Source organism: Caulobacter sp. AVps16, from assembly GCF_058681455.1.
In genome coordinates this window covers 2,466,876-2,488,648 of sequence record NZ_CM178739.1, presented here as the reverse complement: position 1 = coordinate 2,488,648, position 21,773 = coordinate 2,466,876, and the positions used below count along the sequence as shown (strand labels likewise).

Sequence of the window (21,773 nt, the reverse complement as noted above, 5' to 3'; positions counted from 1 at the left end):
CCGTCTCGCCCGGCATGAGCCGCGATTGGTGAGGTCTGCCGGGCGTGCCAACATCATGCGTCGCGAGTCGGACGCTCTCCGGCTCCGCAGGCGCGCTTGAGAAGACCATGGTTGAAACTGACGACCTCGCCGTTCTCCAGACGATCACGACGCAGGGCTTGCCGCTGGGCGACTTGATCAATGCCGCCGGGCGCTATGCCGAGGCGGGTCAGGCGGTCATGGCCGAGCAGATCTACAAGATCTGGATCCAGTTCAATCCGGACCATCCCCAGCTTTTCATTGCGCTGTTCAATTGCGCGACCCTGCAGTCCACGCTCGGTTCGAGCCCGGCAGCGATCGCCAATCTGGAGCGGGCGATCGCCCTCAATCCCGACTTCATGCCGGCCTATATCAATCTGGGCGGCTTGCAGGAGCGGGCAGGGGGGCTCGAGGCGGCCATAGCGACCTGGAACGCTGCGGCGACCCGCCCCTTGGCCGTCACCGGCTCGAACGCCCATTATGTGTTTTCGGCCTACAAGCAGATGGCTCGTGCCCTGCTTGAGGCCCAGCAGAGCGGACGGGCCGAGGCGGCCCTCTGGCGCTGCGCCGATCTCGACCCGACGCAGCTGGACGCCATCAGCCAGCTGGTCGCTGCGCGCCTGGCCCAGTGCAAGTGGCCCGTGCTCGAACCGTGGGAGCGCGTCGACCGTCGCGCCCTTCTGAAAGGGATCAACCCCCTTTCGGTGGCCGCCTATTCCGACGACCCGCTGTTGCAGCTCGGGGCGGCGGCCGCCTTTACCGAACGCGACGGCAGCTGCTTGCCGGAAGCCATCATTGCTGAACGCCGTAATGCGCCCATCGACCTGACCGGGCGTCGCCTGCGTGTGGGTTATGTCTCGTCAGACCTGCGTGACCATGCCGTCGGCTATCTGATGGCCGAGCTGTTCGAGCTACATGACCGGGAAAAGGTCGAGGTCTTTGCCTATTATTGCGGCCCGCCGGCCACGGACGCTCTCAATGCCCGGACCCGTGCCGCCGTCGAGCACTATACCGATATCCGTGGCATGACCGACGACCAGGCGGCCCGCGCCATTGCCGATGATCAGATCGACATTCTGGTCGATGTGAACGGCCACACCCGCGACGCACGAACGTCCGTCTTCGCCCGCCGTCCGGCCCCGATCCAGGTCAACTGGCTGGGCTATCCGGGCACCATGGGCAGCTCGTTCCACCACTACATCATCGCCGATCCCTGGATCATCCCGCCGGAGCTGGAAGGCTTCTATTCGGAAACCGTCCGGCGGATCCCCTGCTACCAGCCCAATGACCGCAAGCGGATCGTGTCGGAGATCAGGCCGAGCCGCGCCGAGGTCGGCCTGCCCGAGGAGGCCTTCGTCTTCTGCTGCTTCAACGGCCCGCAGAAGATCACGCCCTTCACCTTTGGGCGCTGGATGGAGATCCTGAAGCGGACGCCGGGCAGCGTGCTGTGGCTGCTGGACAGTAATCCCGAGACCAATGCCCGGCTGCGCGAGCAGGCGCGCCTGCGCGGCATCGAGAGTGAACGTCTGATTTTCGCGCCCAAGCTGGCCAATCCCTTTCACATGGCCCGTTATCCCCTGGCCGACCTCTTCCTGGACACTGCGCCCTACGGTGCCCACACGACGGCGTCGGACGCCCTGTGGATGGGCGTACCGGTCCTGACGCTGTCGGGCCGGGGCTTTGCTTCGCGGGTCTGCGGCAGTCTGGTGCGCTCGGCGGGTTTGGCGGAACTGGTCTGTGAAAGCGCCCAGGACTATGTCGAACGTGCCGTAGCCCTGGCCGGGGACCGAGCGGCGACGCGGGCGCTCAGCGAGCGACTGGACGCCAATCGCGCCTCCTGCGTGCTGTTCGATATGGACCTCTTGGTCCGCAGCGTCGAGCAGCTGTTCCTCGAGATGGCTTCCGACTACCAGTCCGGCCAGCGTCCAAAACCGGCCATGGCCAATCTCGACACCTATCTGGAGATTGGTATCGGACTGGATCGGGATGATCGCGAGATGCTCACCGAACCAGCCTTCGAGACCCTGTACAAGGCAGCTCTGGCCCGTCGGCATCAGGCCCGTCCGCTAGGACCTGACAGCCGGCTCTGGACGGCCGAGGATATAGCCGCAGCCGAGCGCCCATGAGGATCCGCCGATGAGCCGCCCGCACCTCGAAGCCTTGAGGCGCGAGGGTTATGCGCCCCGGACACTCCTGGATGTCGGCGCGCATCTTGGCGAGTTTACCCACGGCTTTCTTGAGGTGTTTCCCGGCTGCCTGCCGACCCTGATCGAGCCCAATCCCCATTGCCGTGAGGCGCTGTTGCGGCTGCCTTTCGAGCGCCATGCGGTGGCGGCCTCGGACGGGGCAGGGACGGGGGTGCTCTTTCTCAGCAAGGACTGGCTGCAATCCACAGGCAGTTCGCTCTATCGCGAGAACACCGCCTATTTCGACGACGAGACCGCGATCCGCCATGAGGTCGAGAAGGCAAGGATCGACGACCTTCTGGCCGGTCGGCAGTTCGACTTCGTCAAAATCGATACCCAGGGCTCGGAGCTGGATGTCCTGGTCGGCGGTGAGACTGTGCTGGCCAAGGCCGACTTCATCCTGATCGAGGTGGCGCTGGTCGACTACAATCTCGGTGGTGCCCAGGCCGAGGATATCTTCGCCAAGATGGCGCAGATGGGTTTCCGGTGCGCCGACGTCATGGAGTTCAGTCGCTTTCCGCAGGTGCAGGACAATGCCCTGCTGCAGATCGACGTCCTGTTCGAGCGCGCCGACCGGCTCCGTCGCCCGGAATCGCGGCCGGTCGGTGCCCGGGCAGACGAGGTCCTGGCCCTGGCTGAGCGCCTCTTCAACGAAGAGCGACCGGCTGACGCCCAGGTCCTGTTCGAGCACCTGCTGGGCGGGACCCATGACTATGCCGCCTGGGTCGGCCTGTCGCGCTGCCACCTGGCCGCCGGCCGGGGCTTGGAGGCCTTGCGGGCCCTGGTCAGGGCCAAGGCGATCACGCCTGATATCCAGGCCCTCTGGCCCCTGATCCAGCAGCAGACGGCTTACGGCTCCCAAGTGTTCAACCGGCATATCTCCCTGGGCGAGATCGCCCTGGCCGAGCCCTATGCCTCGGTGATGGCCGACCTGATGCCGGGCGGCGTCCAGATGGTCAGCGCGGCCATGGGCTGCCATCAGGCCCTTGGGCAGATGGATCAGGCCCTGGCCTTTGCCCGCCGCCTGAATGTCCTGGATCCCTCCCATGCGGGGGCCCTGACCCTGCTGGCCGACGAAGCCCGGGCCCGGGGTGATCAGGCCGCCGAAATCCGCCACCGCGCTGTCCTGGCGGTGTCACCGGACAAGGATATTCATCCGCTCGTGCGGCTGCGCGACTTCCATGAGGCGATGAGCCTGCTGGTGTGCCGGCCGCTTGCGGATTCGGACATCGCCCTGTTGGCCAGCCTGGCTGCGGAAGTGCCGAACGTAGCGGTCGGCGATCTGTTGTCCGATCCGGAATGGGCCGACTGGGTGCATCACTACCGGGCCTTGCTGGGCGCACTAGACATCGCCTCGATCGTCGAGCCAACCCCGCCACCGACGGCCGATCCCTCCGCCCAGTACCTGACCGCCACGGGACAGTCGCTCGATGCGGCGGGCCTGCAGGCCCTGGCCGACCGACTGGCTGTGAACGTGGTGTTCTTCGCCGCCGCCGACGAGAAGTATGTCGAGCAATACGGCCGCTGGTACGCCCTGTCAGTGTTGCGGCACAGCGATGTCTCCAGCCTGGTGGTGATCCATGTGATCGGCGGCGGCGAGCGGCTGGCCCAGGCCGTCAAGGCGGTCGGTGTAACGGACGAGCGGTTGATCTTTGTCGGCGACGACTTTGAGGCGTCTGCTGTCCTTACCCGCTGCTACGATGCGCCGCCCAAGGGGCTGATTGCCCTGCCGGTCGCCCATTTCCAGTCCGTGCGGTTTCAGCGCCTCGGTGGCCTGCTGCAAACCCTGGAACGGCCGATCTTCGTCTCCGACATCGATCTCCTGCTTCAGCGCGGGGTCAGCGACCTGTTGCAGACCTGGGCCCAGGCGGATGTCGTTTTCAACGAGAACGGCAAGAATCTCGCGGCGGGCTCACGGATCACGGCCAACCTGCTGCTGGTCAATCCGACCGCCAATGCGATCCGGCTGTTTGCCTATTTGCGGGCCTATCTCGACGACCGACTGGGTCGTGAGGTCGTCACCCGCTGGATCGACCAGGTCGCCCTGCTGCTGGGCCGCCATCACCTGATGCGCCATGTGCCGGATGCGGTGCTCGGCTGTTTCGACACGACCAGCGACATCAACAACATCATGTTCGAGAGCTATCAGGAGCACCCGTTCCGCTTCCTGTCGCTCTATCACGGGTTCGATACCTCGAGCCTGGAGAACGATCCGCGCGTGCTGGGCCCGGAAGCGTCCTGAGGATCAGGGTCCGGAGGCGGTCGATAAGCAGGTCGGAGGCCTCGCGGATCAGCTGACTGCCACAGGCCTGGATCTAGGGCGCGAATTCCACCTGCGCGGTCATGGCCAGCCAGCCTTCTGCCGATTGGGCCCACAGTTGTGCCCCGTCATCGATGTACCTGCCGCAGACCTCGAACGGCACGCCGTCGAACAGCGGCCGCAGGGCCCTGAATGAAAACCTCGTGACCCCGCGGCCCGGCGGGACTGCCTCCAGCAGGCAGAGCGCGATCAGCGGGCCCTGCACCACCAGACCAGGATAAGCTTCGACTTCCACGGCATAGGCCCGGTCATAGTGGATGCGATGGGCATTGAAGGTGGCGGCCGAGAACCGCATTAGCATCGTCGCGTCAGCCGTAACGGTCTTGCGCCAGTCGGCTGCATCGGGTGCGGCGGCAGGGGCGGGCAGAGCCTCGCCCGGGACCGGTGCCGGGCGATAGACGATGGTCTGGGTTTCGGCGACACAAAGAATGCCACCTTGCGAGATACGCCGTTCGACCTCGACGAAGGTCAGCACGCCGCTTTGTCCGGTCTTCTCCTTGATCGCGGCGATTCGTTCGACCCACTCGGTCTCGGCACCGGCCAGGAGAGGGGCCTCGAACCGCAGGTCGGCGGCCGCGAACATCCGGCGCGGCGCGGCGACGGGTGGCATGAACCCGCCGCGCAGGGGGTGGCCGTCCGGACCGATCTGTGACTGCCGGGGCGTCTCGACGGCGCAGGCCCAGTGCCAGGCCGGCGGGACCTGCAGCGGGACCTCAGGACGGTCGAGCACGGCCCCGAGGCGCGCCAGGTCGCCGGGTGCCAGCGCCTCGACCCTGCGCCGTTCGCGGCCGATCCAGTCCGATATCTGCGCCATCAATAGGATCTCGGCAGGCCCAGAACGTGCTCGGCGACATAGGCCAGGATCATGTTGGTGGAGATCGGGGCCACCTGGTAGAGTCGCGTTTCGCGGAACTTGCGCTCGATGTCGTACTCTTCGGCGAAACCAAAACCTCCATGGGTCTGCAGGCACATGTCAGCGGCCGCCCAGCTGGCTTCAGAGGCCAGGAGCTTGGCGATATTGGCGTGCTCGCCGCAGGGCAGGCCCGCCTCATAGCGGGCGGCCGCATCATAGACAGTCAGCCGCGCCGCATGGCCCTGGGCATAGGCCCGGGCGATTGGGAACTGGACCCCCTGGTTCTGGCCGATCGGCCGATTGAAGACCCGCCGCTCATTGGCATAGTCACGCGCCTTGCCGATCAGCCAGCTGCTGTCACCCAGGCACTCGGCGGCGATCAGGATCCGCTCGGCGTTCATGCCGTCGAGGATATACTTGAAGCCTTTGCCCTCCTCGCCGATCAGGCTGTCGGCCGGGATCACCAGGTCGTCAAAGAAGATCTCGGTGGTGGCGTGGTTGAGCATGGTGGCGATCGGCTTGATCGTCAGGCCGTGGCCCCTGGCCGCCCGCATGTCGACCAGGAAGACCGACAGGCCCTCGCTCTTCTTGGCCACCAGCTCCTTGGGCGTCGTGCGGGCCAGCAGCACCATAAGGTCGGAGTGTTCGGCCCTGCTGGTCCAGACCTTTTGCCCCTTGATCACATAGGTGTTGCCCTCGCGGCGGGCGAAGGTGCTGATCGAGGTGGTGTCGGTGCCGGCGGTGGGCTCGGTGACACCAAAGGCCTGCAGCCGGATGGAGCCGTCGGCGACGGCCGGCAGCCATTGGGCCTTCTGCGCAGCGGATCCATGCCGAAGCACCGTGCCCATGGTGTACATCTGGGCGTGAAGCGCGGCGGCATTGCCGCCATTGGCATGGACCTCTTCGAGAATGGTCGCTGCCGCGGTCAGGCCAAGGCCGCTGCCGCCATAGGCTTCAGGAATCAGGACGCCCAGCAGGCCGGCCCGGGTCATGGCCTGGACGAAGTCGGTGGGATAGGCCTTCTCGCGATCCAGGCCGCGCCAGTAGCTGCCGGGAAAGTCGCGACACAGGGCTCGGACCGTGTCGCGCAGGGCCTCCAGCAGCTGGGGGTCGGTCGCTGTCGCGGCGGGGTTGGAACTCATGATGCGGCCCTGGGCGAATCCATTCGGCGCGTCCGTATCGAACGCGCGTTTGGGATCAGCTTAGCGGCATTGGGCCAGACCGCGAGAGACTTGAGGCACCTCCCCCAAGGTCAAGGCGTCGATTGGTGGCAGGCAAGAGGCTTCAGGCTGCGGCGGCCTTGGCCGCCTCGCGGGCCTTGGCGAGAATTCGGCCAAGCCCGTTGAGGATCGACGCCTGGTCAATCTCGGAGTCCAGCCGGCGATGCAACAGCCGCAGACTGGCGATATGGACCGATATGCCCGCCTTGGTGGTTGGATCGTTCGGCAAGGCCTCGTCCAGCAGTTCGCACAGCGAACGTGCCGCGCGTTCGACCCCGCCAATCCGCTCGGCGAGCGAGAAATTGATGATGTCGCCCGAGAGTCGGTAGAGCGTCGGAATGTTGTCGACATTGAACGGGTTTGAGAGCCGTTCAAGCTCGGCGAGGGCCTCGTCGATCGAGCCCAGCAGGGGCTCGCGCAGGGTCTCAAGCGCCGCTTCGGCGCGGGCCAGAGCTTCCTGGGCATAGATGCCGCCCGGCTGGCTGATCAGCTCAGCCAGTCGCGGCTTCATCCGGGTTCGCTTTACCTCGCTCACGCGGCGGTCCTTTGCGGTTTCACCAGCTGATCCAGTTCGGTCTGGCTTAGGTTTTGGTCGGCGGCCTCACCGACCTCTGCTGCCTGGTCATCCCGGCGGCGACCATCGGGATACTCGAGCGGCGGCCCGGTGTTTCGCCAGCGGCGGTCTGGCCCGACATAGACATCGCACTCGATGAAGGCCCGATCCGAGCGTGCGACCCAGAGAATGCGCTCAAGCATGACATGAGGCGAAACCGGCTTGGTGACAATGAAGCTGGCTCCGCAGTCGCGGGCGCGAACTACGTCTCGCATGGGAGTGTGGGCCGAAACCAGGATGACGGGTGTCTGGCGCAGGGTGTCGTTGGCCTGCCGCCTGAGCCAGTGAATCAGCTCGTAGCCATCGACATCCTTGATCTGGGCATCGGTGAAGATCAGATCGACGGGGCGCGCCTTGAGCTCGTCCTGGGCCTCGCGGCCGGTCTGAACACGGACAACATTGCGAAGGCCGAAACCTGCCAGGACCGAAGCCAGGATGTCTTGCGCCTGACTGCTGCTGTCCGCGATCAGGGCGCGGGCCTTCTCCAGATTGATCATGGTTGAAGGCAGCATGGCGGGCCCCGGGCGTCTCGGCAATTAGGCCCAACCCGGCTTAAGATATCCCCCAAAATCTGGGTAAATGATTGATAAGGATGCTCATCCTGGGTAGCGCCCGCCAGGAAAGGGCGAGGTCGGCCACTTACACGGCCTCCGCTTAAGGCTTGTCTAGCCTGCGCCTGGTGGGCTCTGGGATGCCAGGGCTGCCGGACGGCGCAGGTCGCGCCAGCGCAGGGCGAGGCTCGTCATCAGCGCCAGACTGGCCAAGACGGCCGCCGGGCAGGCCGGGCAATGACCCGCCAGCACTGATAGATCCTGGGCACTGCTGCAGATCGGTCCCGCCAGCAGGCGCGGCGCTGCCTGCCACAGGGCAACGCCCCAGCTGAACACGGCGACTGCAGCCAGGGCGGTCTGGGTCTTGCCCCAGATCTGGGCGGAGAGGTCGGGCATCGGAGACTCCGGAAGACTGGTTGCCATCTCATTCAGGTCCCCAAGCTCTGCTTTGATCCGGATCAAAGTGGGACTGAACAGATCGTGGGAGGCAGGGCCAAGTTCGCTGAACGGAGTCCGAATGTCCGCCCCGTCTCTCCCTGATACAGGCCCGCCCGCAGGGTCGGCCGCGTTACTCGCCTTCGCGATCGTCGGTGCCTTTCTCGCCATCATGGGGACGGGGCTCAGTCATGATCCGATCTTTCAGCTGCAGGCCGGCACCTTTGCCCTGGCTGCGGTTCTGACGGCCTTCATGCTCAATGCCGGACTGGCGTCGGGCAGTCTGCGGGACGAGCCGGACCGCTACAGCGACAATGTGATCAAGGCCGGGGTCATCGCCACCATGTTCTGGTGTGCGGCCGGCCTCGCCGTCGGGGTACTGATTGCTGCCCAGCTGTCCTGGCCGCGGATCTTCTATTTTCCTGAGCTCGGCTTCCTGAACTTCGGACGCCTGCGGCCCCTGCACACCTCGGCAGTGATCTTTGCCTTTGGCGGCAACGCCCTGATCGCCACCTCGTTCTGGGTCGTGCAGCGTACCTGCAAGGCCCGGCTGGCCGGGGGCATCGCGCCCTGGTTCGTGTTCTGGGGCTATCAGCTGTTCATCGTCATGGCCGCCACCGGCTATCTGATGGGCGCGACCCAGGGCAAGGAATACGCCGAGCCCGAATGGTACGTGGACATCTGGCTGACCATTGTCTGGGTGGCCTATCTGCTGGTCTTCCTGGGCACGCTCTGGAAGCGCAAGGAGCCGCACATCTATGTGGCCAACTGGTTCTATCTGGCCTTCATCGTCACCATCGCCCTGCTGCACCTGGTCAACAATGCCGGGGTTCCGGTCGGTCTGCTGAACCACAAGTCCTACGGGGTCTTCTCGGGCGTCCAGGATGCCCTGACCCAGTGGTGGTACGGGCACAATGCCGTCGGCTTCTTCCTGACCGCCGGCTTCCTGGCCATGATGTACTATTTCGTGCCCAAGCGCGTTCAGCGTCCGGTCTACAGCTATCGCCTGTCGATCGTGCACTTCTGGGCCCTGATCTTCATCTACATCTGGGCTGGCCCGCACCACCTCCACTACACGGCCCTGCCGCAGTGGGCCCAAACCCTGGGCATGACCTTCTCGATCATGCTGTGGATGCCCTCCTGGGGCGGCATGATCAACGGTCTGATGACCCTGTCGGGGGCCTGGGACAAGCTGCGCACCGATCCCGTAGTGCGGATGATGGTCGTCTCGATCGCCTTCTACGGCATGAGCACCTTCGAAGGTCCGGTGATGTCGATCCGCGCAGTCAATGCGCTGAGCCACTACACCGACTGGACCATTGGTCACGTGCACTCCGGGGCCCTGGGCTGGGTCGGCTTCATCAGCTTCGGCGCGATCTACTGCCTGGTGCCCTGGCTGTGGAAAAAGAAGGAGATGTACTCGAACAAGCTGATCGAGTGGCACTTCTGGATCGCGACCACCGGGATCCTGCTCTACATCGCCGCGATGTGGGTGTCGGGCATCATGGAAGGCCTGATGTGGCGCGAATACACGCCCCAGGGCTTCCTGGCCTACAGCTTCATCGAGACGGTCTCCGCCAAACACGTCGAGAACATCATCCGCACGCTTGGCGGCGCGATGTACCTCGCCGGTGCCGTAATCATGATCGTCAACATCTGGCGCACGATCCTGATGCCTTCCCAAGCCACGTCTGAAGAGACGCCGGCCGCCCTCGCTCCTGCGATCGCCTGAGGTCCCTGATGTCTGTCTGGAAACACCACGCCAAGTTCGAGCGGCATTCGCTGCTGCTCATCGTCGGCATCCTCGTGGTCGTCTCGATCGGCGGCCTCGTGGAAATCGCCCCGCTGTTCTGGCTTCAGAGCACGATCGAGAAGGTCAACGGCATGCGTCCCTACACGCCGCTCGAACTGGCCGGCCGGGACATCTATGTCCGCGAGGGCTGCTATCTCTGCCACTCGCAGATGATCCGCCCCCTGCGTGACGAGGTCGAGCGCTATGGCCATTACAGCCTTGCGGCCGAGAGCATGTATGACCACCCGTTCCAGTGGGGGTCCAAGCGAACGGGTCCCGATCTGGCCCGCGTCGGCGGCAAGTACTCCGACTCCTGGCACCGCGATCACATGACCGATCCCCGGTCGGTGGTGCCGGAATCGGTCATGCCGCCCTACAAGTTCCTGGCCGAGAAGGAGCTGGATTACAGCGATATCGCCGACAAGATGCAGACCCTGCACACGGTCGGCGTCCCCTATACGAAGGACCAGATCGCCAGCGCCAAGAAGGATCTCGAGGCCCAGGCCGATCCCTTCTCGACCGATGCGGTCGGGCTGCGCGGACGCTACGGCGCCAAGGTGGTCAACCGCGACTTCGACGGTAATCCCGACAAGATCACCGAGATGGATGCCGCCATCGCCTATCTCCAGATGCTCGGCACCCTGGTCGATTTCAAATCCTACAAGGCCCAGGCTCCGGAGAACCAGAGATGAGCGGGCTCACCTACGAAACCGTGGCGCGGTTCGCCCAGCAGGCGGGGCTGATCTATTTCGGCCTGATCTTCCTGGCGGGCGTCGTCTACGCCCTGTGGCCTTCCAAGAAGGCGGAATTCCAGCATGCCGCGCGCATGCCGCTGGATGACGAGGAAATGCTCTGATGGCGTCCGAACGCGAAACCGATGACGTCTCGGGCGTCGAAACCACCGGTCACGAGTGGGACGGCATCCGTGAACTCGACAATCCGCTGCCGCGCTGGTGGCTATGGACCTGGTACGGCACCATTGCCTTCGCAGTGGTCTACATGATCCTGATGCCCGCCTGGCCGGGCCTGCATGGTTACACCAAGGGCCTGTTGGGTCAGTCCGATCGGGCCAAAGTGACCAGCGATCTCGCGGCTCTCGATGTCCACCGGGGTGCCGGCGCGGCGATGATCCGAAAGGCCAGCCTCGCCCAGATCGAGAGCGATCCCCAGCTGCAGGCCTATGCCCAGCAGGTCGGTCAGTCCGTGTTCGGTGACAACTGCGCCACCTGTCACGGCATCGGCGGCACGGGCGGCAAGGGCTATCCCAATCTGCGCGACGATGTCTGGCTCTGGGGTGGTACGCTGGAGGATATCCAGCACACCATCACGGTCGGCATTCGCGCCGATCACCCCCAGACCCGGACCTCGCAGATGCCGGCCTTCGGTCGGGATCAGTTGCTGGAACCGGCGGCGATCAGCGACCTGACGGAATATGTGGTCAAGCTGTCGGGCCGACCTGCTGATGCCGGAGCCGTAGCACGCGCCGCACCGGTCTATGCCAGCCAGTGCGTCGCCTGCCACGGTGCTGACGGTCGCGGCATGCCGTCGGTCGGTGCCCCGAACCTGACGGACAGCGAATGGCTCTACGGATCCGACCGTGTTGCCATCCGGGGGCAGATCTTTGCCGGCACCGGCGGGGTCATGCCCACCTGGGGCAACCGCCTCAGCCCTGAGACCATCAAGGCCCTGTCGGTCTATGTCCATGCCAATGCGGGCGGTCAGTAGGGCCCATGCCCACCCTCATCGACAACACCCACCCAAAGCCTGAAGCCCGAACGACGGTCTCGGCCGCCGCTCGGGCCAAGGGCAAGGGCGACGCCAGGGGCGGACTCTACAAGCCGCGCGAGCCGATCTACCCCAAGCTGGTTTCTGGCCGCTGGCGTACGATCAAGTGGGCGCTGCTGATCGTCACCCTGGCGATCTATTACATCACGCCGTGGATCCGCTGGGCCCGTCCTGGCGATCTGCCGCAGCAGGCGGTGCTCGTCGATTTCGCCGGACGCCGCTTCTACTTCTTTGACATCCAGCTTTGGCCACAGGAAGTCTATATCTTCACGGGCCTGCTGGTGATCGCCGCCCTCGCCCTGTTCCTGGTCACCGCCCTGTTTGGCCGGCTGTGGTGTGGCTATGCCTGCCCCCAGACGGTCTGGACGGATCTCTTCATCGTGGTCGAGCGGTTGTTCGAGGGCGACCGCAATGCCCGCATGCGCCTCGACGCCCAGCCCCTGTCGTTCGACAAGGCCTGGCGCAAGACCGGCAAGCACCTGACCTGGCTGGGCATTGCCTTCGGCACCGGCGGGGCCTGGATCTTCTATTTCCATGACGCGCCGACCCTGATCCGCACCTTCTGGATCGGGCAGGGGGCCATGACCGCCTATGTCTCCTGCGCCCTGCTGACCGCCACCACCTATGTCTTTGCCGGCTGGATGCGCGAGCAGGTCTGCACCTATATGTGCCCCTGGCCGCGGATCCAGGGGGCCATGCTCGACGAGCACTCCCTGCAGGTGGCCTATCTGCGCGACCGCGGTGAACCCCGCGGTGCCCACAAGAAGGGCCAGTCCTGGGAGGGCCGGGGCGACTGCATTGACTGTCAGCAGTGTGTCGTCGTCTGTCCGATGGGCATCGATATCCGTGACGGCAGCCAGCTAGAATGCATCAATTGCGGCCTCTGCGTCGACGCCTGCGACGATATCCTCGGCCGACTGGGGCGTCCCACAGGCCTCATTGCCTATGACACCGACTCTGCCGTCGCGGCCCGTGCCTGCGGTCAGAAGGCGGTCTACAGGCCGATCCGGCCCCGGACCATCTATTATGCCCTGGCCCTGGTCCTGGTGTCGGGCCTGACCCTGTGGGGCCTGATCACAAGGCCCTTGGCCGATGTCCATGTGATCCGCGACCGCAACCCGATCTTCGTGCGCATGCACGACGGGGCGGTGCGCGATGGCTATACCCTGAAGATCGCCAACCGGACCTTCGAGGATCGTCAGTTCGAGGTCGCCTTCGCCGGCCTCGACGGCGCGCGCCTCAGCCAGCCGGGGCGGCCGGCGGGGTCCAGCGTTTCCATCCTGGTGCCTGCTGACGAGGTCGTCGCTGCACGCGTCTTCGTGACCGTGCCGCCCGATGCCGACCGCCCGTACAGCCTTCCTGGTCGCTTTATCGTGCGCTCGGGCGAGATCCAGTCCGACGCCAAGACCGTCTTTCTTTCCGGAGCCGCGAATCCGAAATGACCCATCTCGCATCCTCGCTGCCCCCGGCTGAAAAGGGACGCATCACCGGCTGGCATGTTCTGGCAGGCATGGTGCTGTTTTTCGCCCTGATCATTGCCGTGGACACCCTGTTCATCGTCCAGGCCTATCGCAGCTTTTCGGGAGAGGTGGCTTCAAACCCCTATGAGGCCGGACTGGCCTTCAACCGCACCCTGGCCCAGCGCCAGCGCGAGGAAGCGCTTGGCTGGGCCGCCGTGATCGAGCGCCCCGAGCCCGGCGTTGTCGCCCTGCGGATGTCGGACAAGGCCGGGCGGCCGCTCTCAAACCTGTCTCTGACAGGGGTGCTGGAGCGTCCGGCGACCGAAACCGGCCGGCAAACCCTGAACTTCAAGCCGACGGGCGAGGGTTGGTACCGGGCCGAGGCGCGACTGGACGGGGCCTGGGATCTGCACGCCACCGCCCGCAATGCGAGCGAAAAGTTCGAGATCGAAAGCCGTCTGGTGGCACCATGACCGCGTCCCTTACCGTTCCTCGCGATCTCGAGGCCTTCGTCCGGCGTGATGCCTCGGGCAGGGGGCGGCTGGAGTTGCTGGTCAATGGGGCCCGCTGCGCCGGCTGTATCGGCAAGATCGAAAAGGCCGTCGCCGCCTTGCCCGGCGTGGACGGCGCGCGCCTCAACCTGACGACCGGCAAGCTGGCGGTCGATCTCAGGGCCGTATCGGCCAATCCTGATCGGGTCGTCGAAGCCGTCGAAGGTCTGGGCTACCGAGCCTGCCTGTTTGACCCGAGCGAGGCCGCCGCCGCCCAGGACCGGGAGGGCCGGGAGCTGGCCGTGGCCCTCGGCGTCGCGGGCTTTGGCGCGGGCAATGTGATGATGTTCACCGTCCCCGCCTGGGCAGGCCTGTTCGGCCAGGAGCTGAACGCCTCGACCCTAACGGTAATGTACTGGATGGCGGCCATTGTCGCGACGCCATGCGCCCTGTTCGCCGGCAGGCCCTTTTTCAGGTCGGCCTGGGCCTCCTTGCGGCGCGGCAAGGCCAATATGGATGTGCCGATCTCGATCGGCGTGATTCTGACCCTGATCGTCAGCTTCTCCGAGACCATTCTGGGCGGGCCACACGCCTATTTCGACGCGGCGGTCACCCTGCTGTTTCTGCTGCTGATCGGCCGCTACCTGGATCACCGCCTGCGCAGTACGGCCCGGTCGGCGGCCCGCGACCTCCTGGCCCTGCAGACACCGTTCGCCGTGCGGCTGGTCGGGCCCCTGGAGCAGGGGGTTCCGATCGCCGAGGTTCGGGTGGGCGACCGCCTGGTTGTGGCACCGGGCGACCGCATTCCCGTCGATGGGCGCGTGGAAAACGGGCAGTCGACCCTCGACAATGCGCTGATCACCGGTGAGACCGCCGTGGCCGCTGTTGCTCCCGGCTCGCCCGTCCATGCCGGCGCGCTCAATCTCAGCGGCCGTCTGGTGATGGAGGCCACGGCGCGCAGCGAGGATTCCACCCTGGCGGCGATCGGTCGCTTGATGGAGGCCGGGGCCCAGAGCCGTTCCAACTATGTGCGCCTGGCGGACAAGGCGGCCGCTCTCTATGTCCCCGTGGTCCATAGCCTGGCGGCCCTGACCTTCGTCGGCGGCTGGGCCCTGGGCCTGGGGCCGCGCGAAGCCCTGCTGCGGGCCGCTGCAGTTCTGATCGTCACCTGTCCCTGCGCGCTGGGCCTGGCGGTGCCCGCCGTCCAGATCGCCGCCAGCAGCCGGCTCTTCCGTCGCGGGGTGCTGGTCAAGTCCGGGGCCGCGCTGGAGCGCCTGGCCGAGATTGACCATGTGGTCTTCGACAAGACAGGTGTCCTGACAGAGGGTCAGCCCCGACTGCTTGATGCGCCCTTTCATCTGGTCGCCATGGCCGCGCCACTGGCCCGGGCGTCACGTCATCCCCTGGCGCGGGCCCTGGCGGCCGAGGCCGGTGCTGGACCCGTTGCCGAGGCCTGTGTGGAAACCGCCGGCCAGGGCGTCGAAGGCCTGATCGACGGCCGCCGCGCGCGCCTTGGCCGAGCAGCCTTTGTGGGCCTGCAGAGCGCGGGCGCGCTCGAAACCGAACTTTGGTTCGGGTTCGAGGATGATGTGAAGATCCGCTTCGCATTCGAGGACCAGCCGCGCGCCGACGCCGCCGCGACCATTTCAGGCCTCAAGGCCATGGGGCTGAGCGTGGAGATCCTGTCCGGCGATCTGGCCGGGCCGGTGGAACGGGTGGCTAAGGCTGTGGGACTGGACGCCACCGCTTGGCGCGCCGGTCTGACACCCCTCGAGAAGTCTGCGGCCATCGATGCGTTGAAGGCCTCCGGGCGGCGGGTCCTGATGGTGGGAGACGGCCTCAATGACGCCGCTGCCCTGGCCCGGGCCCATGCCTCCATGGCCCCGTCTGCGGCGGTGGATGCAGCACAGAGCGCGGCCGATCTGGTGTTCACCGGCGAGCGCCTGTCGGTGGTCATTGAGGCCATTGTAACGGCCCGCACGGCCAGGCGGCGCGCCCTGGAGAATTTCGCCTTCTCTGCCCTCTACAATGTTGTCGCGGCTCCGGCGGCCATGGCCGGTCTGCTCAATCCGTTCATTGCCGCCCTGGCGATGTCGGGCTCATCGATGGTCGTGCTGCTCAATGCCCTGCGGCCCGGCTCGGTCAGGATGCCCAAATGACGATCCTGCTGTTTCTGGCCCCGGCTTCGGTAGCTCTTGGGGCCCTCGGTCTGGCGGCTTTCCTGTGGACCATGCGGTCGGGTCAGTATGACGACCCCAAGGGCGATGCCGAGCGTATCCTGTATGATCATCTGGAGGACCTTCCGCCGCCGCGCGCCGATTGATCCAGATCACGGTTGCGGGGGGTACGGCATGGAAAAGTCGCGGGCGAGCTTGAGGAGCCTCGACCATGACGACCGCCACGCTGACCAAAATCGCCGTCGCAGACCCAGTGGTGACGCGCCGTCCGTCGGCGTTTGACGTCCGAGACAGTCGCGCGCCGCGCTACACCAGCTATCCGACGGCCCTGCAGTTCACGGGCGCGGTAGACAGCGAGGTCTATGGCCAGTGGTTGGCCGCTCTGGACCCGGCTGAGCGCGTGTCGCTCTATGTCCATGTGCCGTTCTGCTCCCGGCTTTGCTGGTACTGCGGTTGCCATACCCGCGTGGTCAACAAGGCCAGCCTGATCAGTGACTATGTCGAGAACCTGGTCGAAGAGCTGGCCCTGGTCGAGGCCCGGCTGCCAGGCCGACTGGGTGCCGGAGCCCTGCACCTCGGCGGTGGCACACCCAACATGCTGTCGCGCGACGACCTGGTCCGGCTGTTCGGCGCGCTCAGGCATGTCTTTCGCTTTGCGCCGGGAATCGAAATTTCGGCGGAGCTTGATCCCGCCACCCTGACCGAAGCCTGGGTCAAGGCCGCCGCCTATCATGGCCTCACCCGCGCCAGCCTGGGGGTGCAGGATCTCGCACCCCATGTCCAGGAAGCGGTCAATCGCATCGAGCCGTTCGAGACTGTGCAGCGTGCGGTGGGCTGGTTGCGGGCGGCCGGCGTCGCCTCGATCAATCTCGATCTGATGTATGGCCTGCCGCGTCAGACCATCGCCGATGTCCGCTCAACCCTTGATGCCGTCCTGACCCTCCGGCCCGAGCGCATCGCCCTTTTCGGCTATGCCCACGTGCCATGGGCCAAGCCGCATCAGAGGCTGCTGCCTGAGGCCGAACTGCCGGGGGCGGAAGCCCGCTTCGAGCAGAGCCAGGCCGCCGCCGAGCGCCTGGTGGCGGCCGGCTATGTCGCGATCGGCATCGACCATTTCGCCCTGCCGGAAGATGGCCTGGCGGTGACCAAGGCCGCCGGCCGGCTGAGGCGCAACTTCCAGGGCTATACGGCTGACACCTGCCAGACCCTGCTGGGTTTTGGGGCCTCTTCGATCGGCCGCCTGCCACAGGGTTATGTCCAGAACCTTCCGGCCGAAGTCGCCTGGCGCGACGCGATCGCCTCCGGCCGCCTTCCGGTCGCCCGCGGCCTGCAGATGACGGAGGACGATCGCCTGCGTGGCGAGGTGATCGAGCGCCTGATGTGCGATTTCAGCGTCGACCTGTCCCGGGTCGCGCTCGGCCACGGGTTTGGTGTCTCGGTGTTTGCTGAAGATCTGGCGGCCTTGCAGGCCCTGGTCCACGAAGGTCTGGCCGTAGTCCGGGACAACAGGGTCGAGGTGACGACCCGTGGCCGCCCCTATGTTCGTCTGATCGCTCAGGTGTTTGACCGCCGTTCAACCGGCGGCGACGGCTTTTCCAAGGTCATCTAGCGCCTGCGCCCCCCGCCGTCTGGCGGCGGATTGGGACGATCATGGGTCTGTCTTGACACCAATCAATTCGCGCCGGCGCGGAAAGGGCAAGCTTGTAGCAGGGAGACTATCGATGCCGGCCACTTCGCCATCCTTGCTCGAGCGCCAGTACCTCGATCTGGGCACGGACTACCTTTTGCAGACGGTCGCGCTTTTGGGTCGGCTGTTTGACGGGGATGTTTCGCGCGGCCTCGTCTATCTGACGGCCTTGAAGGCCTCGTCCCTGGCCCTGAGCAAAGTACACCTGCCCGCTGAAGGCGAGCTTGACGGTGATGATCCGCGCCGTCCGGTGAGCCTGTCGTCGATCGCCCGGGCCCTGTCCATGCCGGTAGAGACCACGCGCCGGCAGGTCGTGCGCCTTGAGCAGGATGGACTGGTTGACCGGACGGCCAATGGCGGCGTGAAGGTTCGGTTCGCCACACTCGACTGCCAGGAGCTGACGGAGGCGCTCGCCGCCAATCGGCTCAATGTTCAGAAGCTGGGCAGCGCGGTTCAGTGTCTTCTGGCCGATACCGTGTCTCGCCGGAAAAGTGCATGACCATCCACGCAGAGCGGTTTGACCCGATCGAGCGCACCGGGGCGCGGCGGCCGCCCGCCGGCCGTCGCGCGGATGGCCTGGCCGGACTTGGCCTTTTCGCCGATCTGACCCTGGCGGATCGCGCGGCCCTGCTCGATGCAGCCGGAAGCCTGACCTTTGACAAGGGGGATGCGATCCGGGCCGACGGTCAGGGGGACGACCTGATCGTGCTGCAGGAGGGGATCGCGGCGCTGGGAATTGATGACGATGGTCGCCGTGCGGTGCTGGCCGTCGTCTCAGCGCCCCAGGTGTTGAACCTGGCCTGCGTCATGGCCGGTACCAGCCCGCTGGCGACCTGGCGGGCGGCGGAACGGTGCCGGGTGCTGTTCGTTCCTCACTCCCTCTTTCTCGGCATGGTCTCGCGGGATCCGTGCCTTGCAGCCAAGGCGGCTGCGACCCTGGCGAACGACTATCAGGACCTGGTTGCCACGGCTGCGGCGCAGCGACTGCGCTGTGCCCAGGAACGGCTGGCCGATTTCCTGCTGTCCTTGTCGGCGGGGGCCTCTGGCTGCGCCGAGATACGCCTGCCTTACTCGAAGCATCTGTTGGCGTCGCTGCTCGGGATGACGCCGGAAAACCTGTCGCGAACCATGGCTGCCCTCGGTCCCTTCGGGGTATCGGTGCAGGGGGCCGACATCCGGATCGCCGATCGTCAGAGTTTGCGTGCTGCTGTGGGCCGGCTCGGCGCCAGCGTTCGATCAGGCCCCTGATCACGCTCCCCCTTCAAGCCAGAGCATGGCTGGCCTTTCGGGCGTCGGCGGCGTAGGCGAAGGGCCAAGCTAGGCGTCAGTGCGCCTGGCGCGGAGGTCAGCGTGTTTCATCCATGCCCGCCAAGGTCGCCCGTTGCGGCGCAGGTCTTCGGCCTGCCCCCAAGGGGAAGGTTCAACATCTTGAAGTTTAAGCGGAAAATGGTGGGCGCAGTAGGATTCGAACCTACGACCCGCTGATTAAGAGTCAGCTGCTCTACCAACTGAGCTATGCGCCCGCTCGGTCCGAAGCTCTTGACTGCCCCGGCGGCGAGGCGCGGAACATACGCAAAGATTCCTGGAACGCAAGGGACTATTTCGTGGCTAGACGAGACATCAGCGGCGCGGTCGATTTCGCCTATCTCGAGGGGTTCGCGGCCGGCGATGCCGGGGTGGTCGATGAGGTGCTGGCGCTGTTTCGCGAACAGGCCGCAATGTGGACCCCCATGCTCGATCCGGCCCATGCCGGATGGCGTGATGCGGTGCATACGGTCAAGGGCGCGGCGCGGGGGGTCGGGGCCTTTGCACTGGGCGAGGTCTGCGAACGGGCCGAGGCCGGCCAGGAGAGCCTGGAGGGTGTCAAGACCGCGCTCGACGCCGCCTTGCTGGACATTGCCGCCTATGCCCACGAACAGATGCTGAGGTCGCTGAAGGGCTGAGCCGCCAGGGCGCGTCAAATAAAGGATGTGTAATTGGAGGCTTGCGCGCCGCCCGGCTAAGCTCGTGCGTCAATCAACGGAGCCCCATCCATGCCCCCCAGCCCCTGGCATCATCAGCGCAACGCCAATGTCGCCGACGACATCGACTTCGACATCAAGGGGCAGGAGCTCCAGTTCGTCGAGATCGAACTGGATCCGGGCGAGAGCGCCATAGCCGAGGCCGGTGCCTTTGTCTGGAAGGACGCCAGTGTCGAGATGACCACGGTGTTCGGCGACGGCTCGGGCGAACAGGGCGGTGGCTTCATGGGCAAGCTGCTGGGCGCCGGAAAGCGGCTGATCACCGGCGAAAGCCTGTTCACTACCGTCTTCACAAACACCGGCCAGGGCAAGGCGCGGGTCGCCTTCGCCTCGCCGACTCCGGGTTCGATCCTGCCGTTGAACCTGGGCCAACTGGGTGGCCAGCTGATCTGCCAGAAGGACAGCTTCCTGGCTGCAGCGCGCGGGGTGTCCATCGGCATTCACTTCCAGAAGCGGATGATGACCGGCCTGTTCGGCGGTGAGGGCTTCATCATGCAGAAGCTGGAGGGTGACGGCTGGGTGTTCGTCCAGATGGGCGGAACCCTGGTCGAGCGCGAGCTTCAGCCGGGCGAGGAACTGCACATCGATACCGGCTGTTTGGCCGCCTACACCCCCGATGTTGACTTCGACCTGGTCATGGCCGGCGGGGTCAAGAGCGTGCTGTTTGGTGGCGAAGGCCTGTTCTTTGCCCGCTTGCGCGGCCCGGGCAAGGTCTGGATCCAGTCCCTGCCGTTCTCGCGTCTGGCGGGCCGGATGATGCAGGCCGCCGCAGGCCAGGGCGGCAACCAGGGCGAAGGCTCGCTTCTGGGCGGCCTGGGTGACCTTATCGGCGGCAATCGCTAGATGAGGCGCGGGCTGGGGCTGATGCCTCAGCCCTTGGTCTTGTCCCAGCTGTCGTATTCATAGGCAATGCAGCGGTCGATCAGGGTGCGCCAGACGGGCTCGGCGATCGATTCTGACAGACCCGACTCGCGCGCGGCGGCCTTGACCTTGGTGACGACGTCCTCAATCCGGGGCCGGTCAAAGACCTTGGTGCGGTCGGCCTTGATGCGAGCAGCTGCCGCCATATAGCCCTGCCGCTCGGTCAGTAAGGCCACCAGGGCGCGGTCCAGGGCGTCAACGCCCTGACGCACGTCGAGCATGGTCTGGCAGTCGTCGGGAACCAGCCGTTCGCCGACCTCGATCTTTGTCTTGACCATGTAGCTCTAGATACCTGCGCCGTTGTCCATTGTGAGCAGCGCCGCCTCGTGGGCAGCGGCCTCGTCCTTGAGCCAGGTGACGAAGGCCTTCACCTGAGGCAGTCGTCCCTTGGCCTTGGGATGGACGACGTAATAGGCAAAGTCGACCGCCGTGGCCATCTCGAAGGGAATTACCAGGCGTCCGGCATCCAGATCGGCCTGGGCCAGGGTGCGTTTGGCCAGGGCGACGCCGCGGCCATTGGCGGCGGCTTCGATCACCATGCTGGACTGGTTGAAGCGGGGGCCGCGTGATCCGTCGATGCTGCGCAGGCCGCGCGCCGCCAGCCACATGGCCCAGTCAGGGCAGCTGTCGTCGGCGTCGGGCGAGCCGTCATGCAGCAGGATGTGGTGTGAGAGGTCCTCGGGTGCCACCAGGGGGTTTTCGGCCAGCAGAGCGGGGCTGACGACTGGCACCACGGTCTCGTTGAGCAGGCGGATGACCTCAAGGCCCGGATAGCGGCCGGAACCGTAGCGAATCGCCAGGTCGACCTCGCCGGCCGCGAAATCGACCACTTCCATGCCTGCCGACAGCCAGACATCGACCTGGGGCTGGGCCTGCTCGAACTTGCCGAGGCGTGGCACCAGCCACTTGGCGGCAAAGGATGGGGCGGCGGTCAGGGTCAGGCGACGGCCGTCGACGGCGGCCGTCAGAAGCGAAGCGGCCTCGGCCAGACGGTCGAAAGCCTCACGCAGGGCGGGCAGGGCGGTTTGTGCGGCATCAGTCAGCAGCAGCCCCTTGGGCGTGCGCTTGAACAGGGCCGCGCCGACATAGTCTTCCAGGTTCTGGATCTGCTGGCTGACCGCGCCAGGCGTCACGGAAAGCTCGTCGGCAGCCCGGCTGAAGTTCAGGTGGCGTGCAGCCGCCTCGAACGCGCGAAGGGCGTTCAGCGGCGGCAGGCGACGGCGCTCGGTCTGTCTTTCCATGA

The 21,773-nt window shown here is 65.8% G+C and carries 22 protein-coding genes and 1 tRNA gene; 15 read left to right on the top strand and 8 right to left on the bottom strand.

Annotation, left to right across the window (positions count from 1 at the left end; all coding sequences use genetic code 11):
- The first annotated feature begins 107 nt into the window (after positions 1-107).
- Together ACW17U_RS11965 and ACW17U_RS11960 are read left to right on the top strand one after the other, a co-directional pair.
- Positions 108-2,144: an O-linked N-acetylglucosamine transferase, SPINDLY family protein gene (locus ACW17U_RS11965; protein WP_492052663.1), complete on the top strand. Its 2,037-nt coding sequence runs from the start codon at positions 108-110 to the stop codon at positions 2,142-2,144.
- 10 nt (positions 2,145-2,154) lie between these two features.
- A complete protein-coding gene (locus ACW17U_RS11960) occupies positions 2,155-4,446 on the top strand; it encodes an FkbM family methyltransferase (protein WP_492052661.1) in 2,292 nt (763 codons plus the stop codon).
- Between the two features lie 73 nt (positions 4,447-4,519).
- Here the strand turns inward: ACW17U_RS11960 and ACW17U_RS11955 are convergent, their stop codons facing one another.
- The 5 genes from ACW17U_RS11955 to ACW17U_RS11935 all read right to left on the bottom strand — a co-directional run bounded on the left by ACW17U_RS11955 (position 4,520) and on the right by ACW17U_RS11935 (position 8,157).
- Positions 4,520-5,338, bottom strand: coding sequence for an HTD2 family dehydratase (locus ACW17U_RS11955; protein WP_492052659.1), 819 nt, complete (start codon positions 5,336-5,338; stop codon positions 4,520-4,522).
- Positions 5,338-6,519: an acyl-CoA dehydrogenase family protein gene (locus tag ACW17U_RS11950; RefSeq protein WP_492052657.1), complete on the bottom strand. Its 1,182-nt coding sequence runs from the start codon at positions 6,517-6,519 to the stop codon at positions 5,338-5,340. Before ACW17U_RS11950 ends, ACW17U_RS11955 begins: the two co-directional genes overlap by 1 nt.
- A gap of 142 nt (positions 6,520-6,661) precedes the next feature.
- Positions 6,662-7,132 (bottom strand): hypothetical protein, encoded by a 471-nt coding sequence (locus tag ACW17U_RS11945; protein WP_492052655.1) that lies wholly within the window; start codon positions 7,130-7,132, stop codon positions 6,662-6,664.
- Positions 7,129-7,722, bottom strand: a complete 594-nt coding sequence (locus ACW17U_RS11940; protein WP_492052653.1) for a response regulator — start codon at positions 7,720-7,722, stop codon at positions 7,129-7,131. The genes ACW17U_RS11945 and ACW17U_RS11940 overlap by 4 nt, the downstream gene beginning before the upstream one ends.
- A 153-nt stretch (positions 7,723-7,875) precedes the next feature.
- On the bottom strand, positions 7,876-8,157 hold the full coding sequence (locus ACW17U_RS11935; protein ID WP_492052651.1) for a hypothetical protein: 282 nt from the start codon (positions 8,155-8,157) through the stop codon (positions 7,876-7,878).
- A 121-nt stretch (positions 8,158-8,278) separates the two neighbouring features.
- Between ACW17U_RS11935 and ccoN the strand changes: the two genes are divergently transcribed.
- The 11 genes from ccoN (at position 8,279) to ACW17U_RS11880 (ending at position 18,836) form a co-directional block, all read left to right on the top strand.
- On the top strand, positions 8,279-9,928 hold the full coding sequence (ccoN, locus tag ACW17U_RS11930) for a cytochrome-c oxidase, cbb3-type subunit I (protein ID WP_062145084.1): 1,650 nt from the start codon (positions 8,279-8,281) through the stop codon (positions 9,926-9,928).
- Positions 9,929-9,936: 8 nt separating this feature from the next.
- On the top strand, positions 9,937-10,680 hold the full coding sequence (gene ccoO, locus ACW17U_RS11925; RefSeq protein ID WP_492052649.1) for a cytochrome-c oxidase, cbb3-type subunit II: 744 nt from the start codon (positions 9,937-9,939) through the stop codon (positions 10,678-10,680).
- On the top strand, positions 10,677-10,844 hold the full coding sequence (locus ACW17U_RS11920; RefSeq protein WP_062145088.1) for a cbb3-type cytochrome c oxidase subunit 3: 168 nt from the start codon (positions 10,677-10,679) through the stop codon (positions 10,842-10,844). The genes ccoO and ACW17U_RS11920 overlap by 4 nt, the downstream gene beginning before the upstream one ends.
- Positions 10,844-11,713: a cytochrome-c oxidase, cbb3-type subunit III gene (ccoP, locus tag ACW17U_RS11915; RefSeq protein ID WP_062145090.1), complete on the top strand. Its 870-nt coding sequence runs from the start codon at positions 10,844-10,846 to the stop codon at positions 11,711-11,713. Before ACW17U_RS11920 ends, ccoP begins: the two co-directional genes overlap by 1 nt.
- Before the next feature lie 5 nt (positions 11,714-11,718).
- A complete protein-coding gene (gene ccoG / locus ACW17U_RS11910) occupies positions 11,719-13,215 on the top strand; it encodes a cytochrome c oxidase accessory protein CcoG (protein ID WP_492052647.1) in 1,497 nt (498 codons plus the stop codon).
- Positions 13,212-13,706, top strand: coding sequence for a FixH family protein (locus tag ACW17U_RS11905; protein WP_492052645.1), 495 nt, complete (start codon positions 13,212-13,214; stop codon positions 13,704-13,706). The genes ccoG and ACW17U_RS11905 overlap by 4 nt, the downstream gene beginning before the upstream one ends.
- On the top strand, positions 13,703-15,883 hold the full coding sequence (locus ACW17U_RS11900; protein ID WP_492052643.1) for a heavy metal translocating P-type ATPase: 2,181 nt from the start codon (positions 13,703-13,705) through the stop codon (positions 15,881-15,883). The genes ACW17U_RS11905 and ACW17U_RS11900 overlap by 4 nt, the downstream gene beginning before the upstream one ends.
- Positions 15,880-16,047 (top strand): cbb3-type cytochrome oxidase assembly protein CcoS, encoded by a 168-nt coding sequence (gene ccoS, locus ACW17U_RS11895; protein WP_492052641.1) that lies wholly within the window; start codon positions 15,880-15,882, stop codon positions 16,045-16,047. The genes ACW17U_RS11900 and ccoS overlap by 4 nt, the downstream gene beginning before the upstream one ends.
- Before the next feature lie 65 nt (positions 16,048-16,112).
- A complete protein-coding gene (hemN, locus tag ACW17U_RS11890; protein WP_492052639.1) occupies positions 16,113-17,510 on the top strand; it encodes an oxygen-independent coproporphyrinogen III oxidase in 1,398 nt (465 codons plus the stop codon).
- Between the two features lie 112 nt (positions 17,511-17,622).
- The gene (locus ACW17U_RS11885; RefSeq protein ID WP_062145102.1) at positions 17,623-18,087 is read left to right on the top strand and encodes a hypothetical protein; all 465 of its coding nucleotides are present in this window, start codon (positions 17,623-17,625) and stop codon (positions 18,085-18,087) included.
- Positions 18,084-18,836 carry a helix-turn-helix domain-containing protein gene (locus ACW17U_RS11880; protein WP_492052637.1) on the top strand — a complete coding sequence of 251 codons (753 nt, stop codon included), beginning with the start codon at positions 18,084-18,086 and terminating at the stop codon, positions 18,834-18,836. The genes ACW17U_RS11885 and ACW17U_RS11880 overlap by 4 nt, the downstream gene beginning before the upstream one ends.
- Positions 18,837-19,035: 199 nt before the next feature.
- On the opposite strand, the gene ACW17U_RS11875 is transcribed toward ACW17U_RS11880, so the two are convergent.
- A tRNA-Lys gene (locus ACW17U_RS11875) sits at positions 19,036-19,111 on the bottom strand.
- Positions 19,112-19,192: 81 nt separating this feature from the next.
- Here ACW17U_RS11875 and ACW17U_RS11870 point away from each other — a divergent pair.
- Both ACW17U_RS11870 and ACW17U_RS11865 read left to right on the top strand, forming a co-directional pair.
- The gene (locus tag ACW17U_RS11870) at positions 19,193-19,531 is read left to right on the top strand and encodes an Hpt domain-containing protein (protein WP_062145106.1); all 339 of its coding nucleotides are present in this window, start codon (positions 19,193-19,195) and stop codon (positions 19,529-19,531) included.
- 90 nt (positions 19,532-19,621) lie between these two features.
- Complete coding sequence (locus ACW17U_RS11865; protein WP_062145108.1) at positions 19,622-20,452, top strand: TIGR00266 family protein; 831 nt, start codon at positions 19,622-19,624, stop codon at positions 20,450-20,452.
- Positions 20,453-20,478: 26 nt separating this feature from the next.
- Here ACW17U_RS11865 and ACW17U_RS11860 read toward each other — a convergent pair whose 3' ends face one another.
- On the bottom strand, positions 20,479-20,808 hold the full coding sequence (locus tag ACW17U_RS11860; protein WP_492052634.1) for a chorismate mutase: 330 nt from the start codon (positions 20,806-20,808) through the stop codon (positions 20,479-20,481).
- Positions 20,809-20,814: 6 nt separating this feature from the next.
- Entirely contained in the window at positions 20,815-21,771 is a 957-nt protein-coding gene (gcvA, locus tag ACW17U_RS11855; protein WP_492052632.1) for a transcriptional regulator GcvA, read from the bottom strand.
- Positions 21,772-21,773 lie beyond the last annotated feature (2 nt).

Coding starts and splice junctions, on each gene's coding strand:
- ACW17U_RS11900 (WP_492052643.1), top strand. CDS start 13,703: ATGACCGCGTCCCTTACCGTTCCTCGCGATCTCGAGGCCTTCGTCCGG.
- ACW17U_RS11955 (WP_492052659.1), bottom strand. CDS start 5,338: ATGGCGCAGATATCGGACTGGATCGGCCGCGAACGGCGCAGGGTCGAG.
- ccoS (WP_492052641.1), top strand. CDS start 15,880: ATGACGATCCTGCTGTTTCTGGCCCCGGCTTCGGTAGCTCTTGGGGCC.
- ACW17U_RS11960 (WP_492052661.1), top strand. CDS start 2,155: ATGAGCCGCCCGCACCTCGAAGCCTTGAGGCGCGAGGGTTATGCGCCC.
- ACW17U_RS11950 (WP_492052657.1), bottom strand. CDS start 6,519: ATGAGTTCCAACCCCGCCGCGACAGCGACCGACCCCCAGCTGCTGGAG.
- ccoN (WP_062145084.1), top strand. CDS start 8,279: ATGTCCGCCCCGTCTCTCCCTGATACAGGCCCGCCCGCAGGGTCGGCC.
- ACW17U_RS11860 (WP_492052634.1), bottom strand. CDS start 20,808: ATGGTCAAGACAAAGATCGAGGTCGGCGAACGGCTGGTTCCCGACGAC.
- ACW17U_RS11965 (WP_492052663.1), top strand. CDS start 108: ATGGTTGAAACTGACGACCTCGCCGTTCTCCAGACGATCACGACGCAG.
- hemN (WP_492052639.1), top strand. CDS start 16,113: ATGACGACCGCCACGCTGACCAAAATCGCCGTCGCAGACCCAGTGGTG.
- ACW17U_RS11865 (WP_062145108.1), top strand. CDS start 19,622: ATGCCCCCCAGCCCCTGGCATCATCAGCGCAACGCCAATGTCGCCGAC.
- ACW17U_RS11905 (WP_492052645.1), top strand. CDS start 13,212: ATGACCCATCTCGCATCCTCGCTGCCCCCGGCTGAAAAGGGACGCATC.
- ACW17U_RS11935 (WP_492052651.1), bottom strand. CDS start 8,157: ATGCCCGACCTCTCCGCCCAGATCTGGGGCAAGACCCAGACCGCCCTG.
- ccoG (WP_492052647.1), top strand. CDS start 11,719: ATGCCCACCCTCATCGACAACACCCACCCAAAGCCTGAAGCCCGAACG.
- ACW17U_RS11940 (WP_492052653.1), bottom strand. CDS start 7,722: ATGCTGCCTTCAACCATGATCAATCTGGAGAAGGCCCGCGCCCTGATC.
- ACW17U_RS11885 (WP_062145102.1), top strand. CDS start 17,623: ATGCCGGCCACTTCGCCATCCTTGCTCGAGCGCCAGTACCTCGATCTG.
- ACW17U_RS11920 (WP_062145088.1), top strand. CDS start 10,677: ATGAGCGGGCTCACCTACGAAACCGTGGCGCGGTTCGCCCAGCAGGCG.
- ccoO (WP_492052649.1), top strand. CDS start 9,937: ATGTCTGTCTGGAAACACCACGCCAAGTTCGAGCGGCATTCGCTGCTG.
- ccoP (WP_062145090.1), top strand. CDS start 10,844: ATGGCGTCCGAACGCGAAACCGATGACGTCTCGGGCGTCGAAACCACC.
- ACW17U_RS11880 (WP_492052637.1), top strand. CDS start 18,084: ATGACCATCCACGCAGAGCGGTTTGACCCGATCGAGCGCACCGGGGCG.
- gcvA (WP_492052632.1), bottom strand. CDS start 21,771: ATGGAAAGACAGACCGAGCGCCGTCGCCTGCCGCCGCTGAACGCCCTT.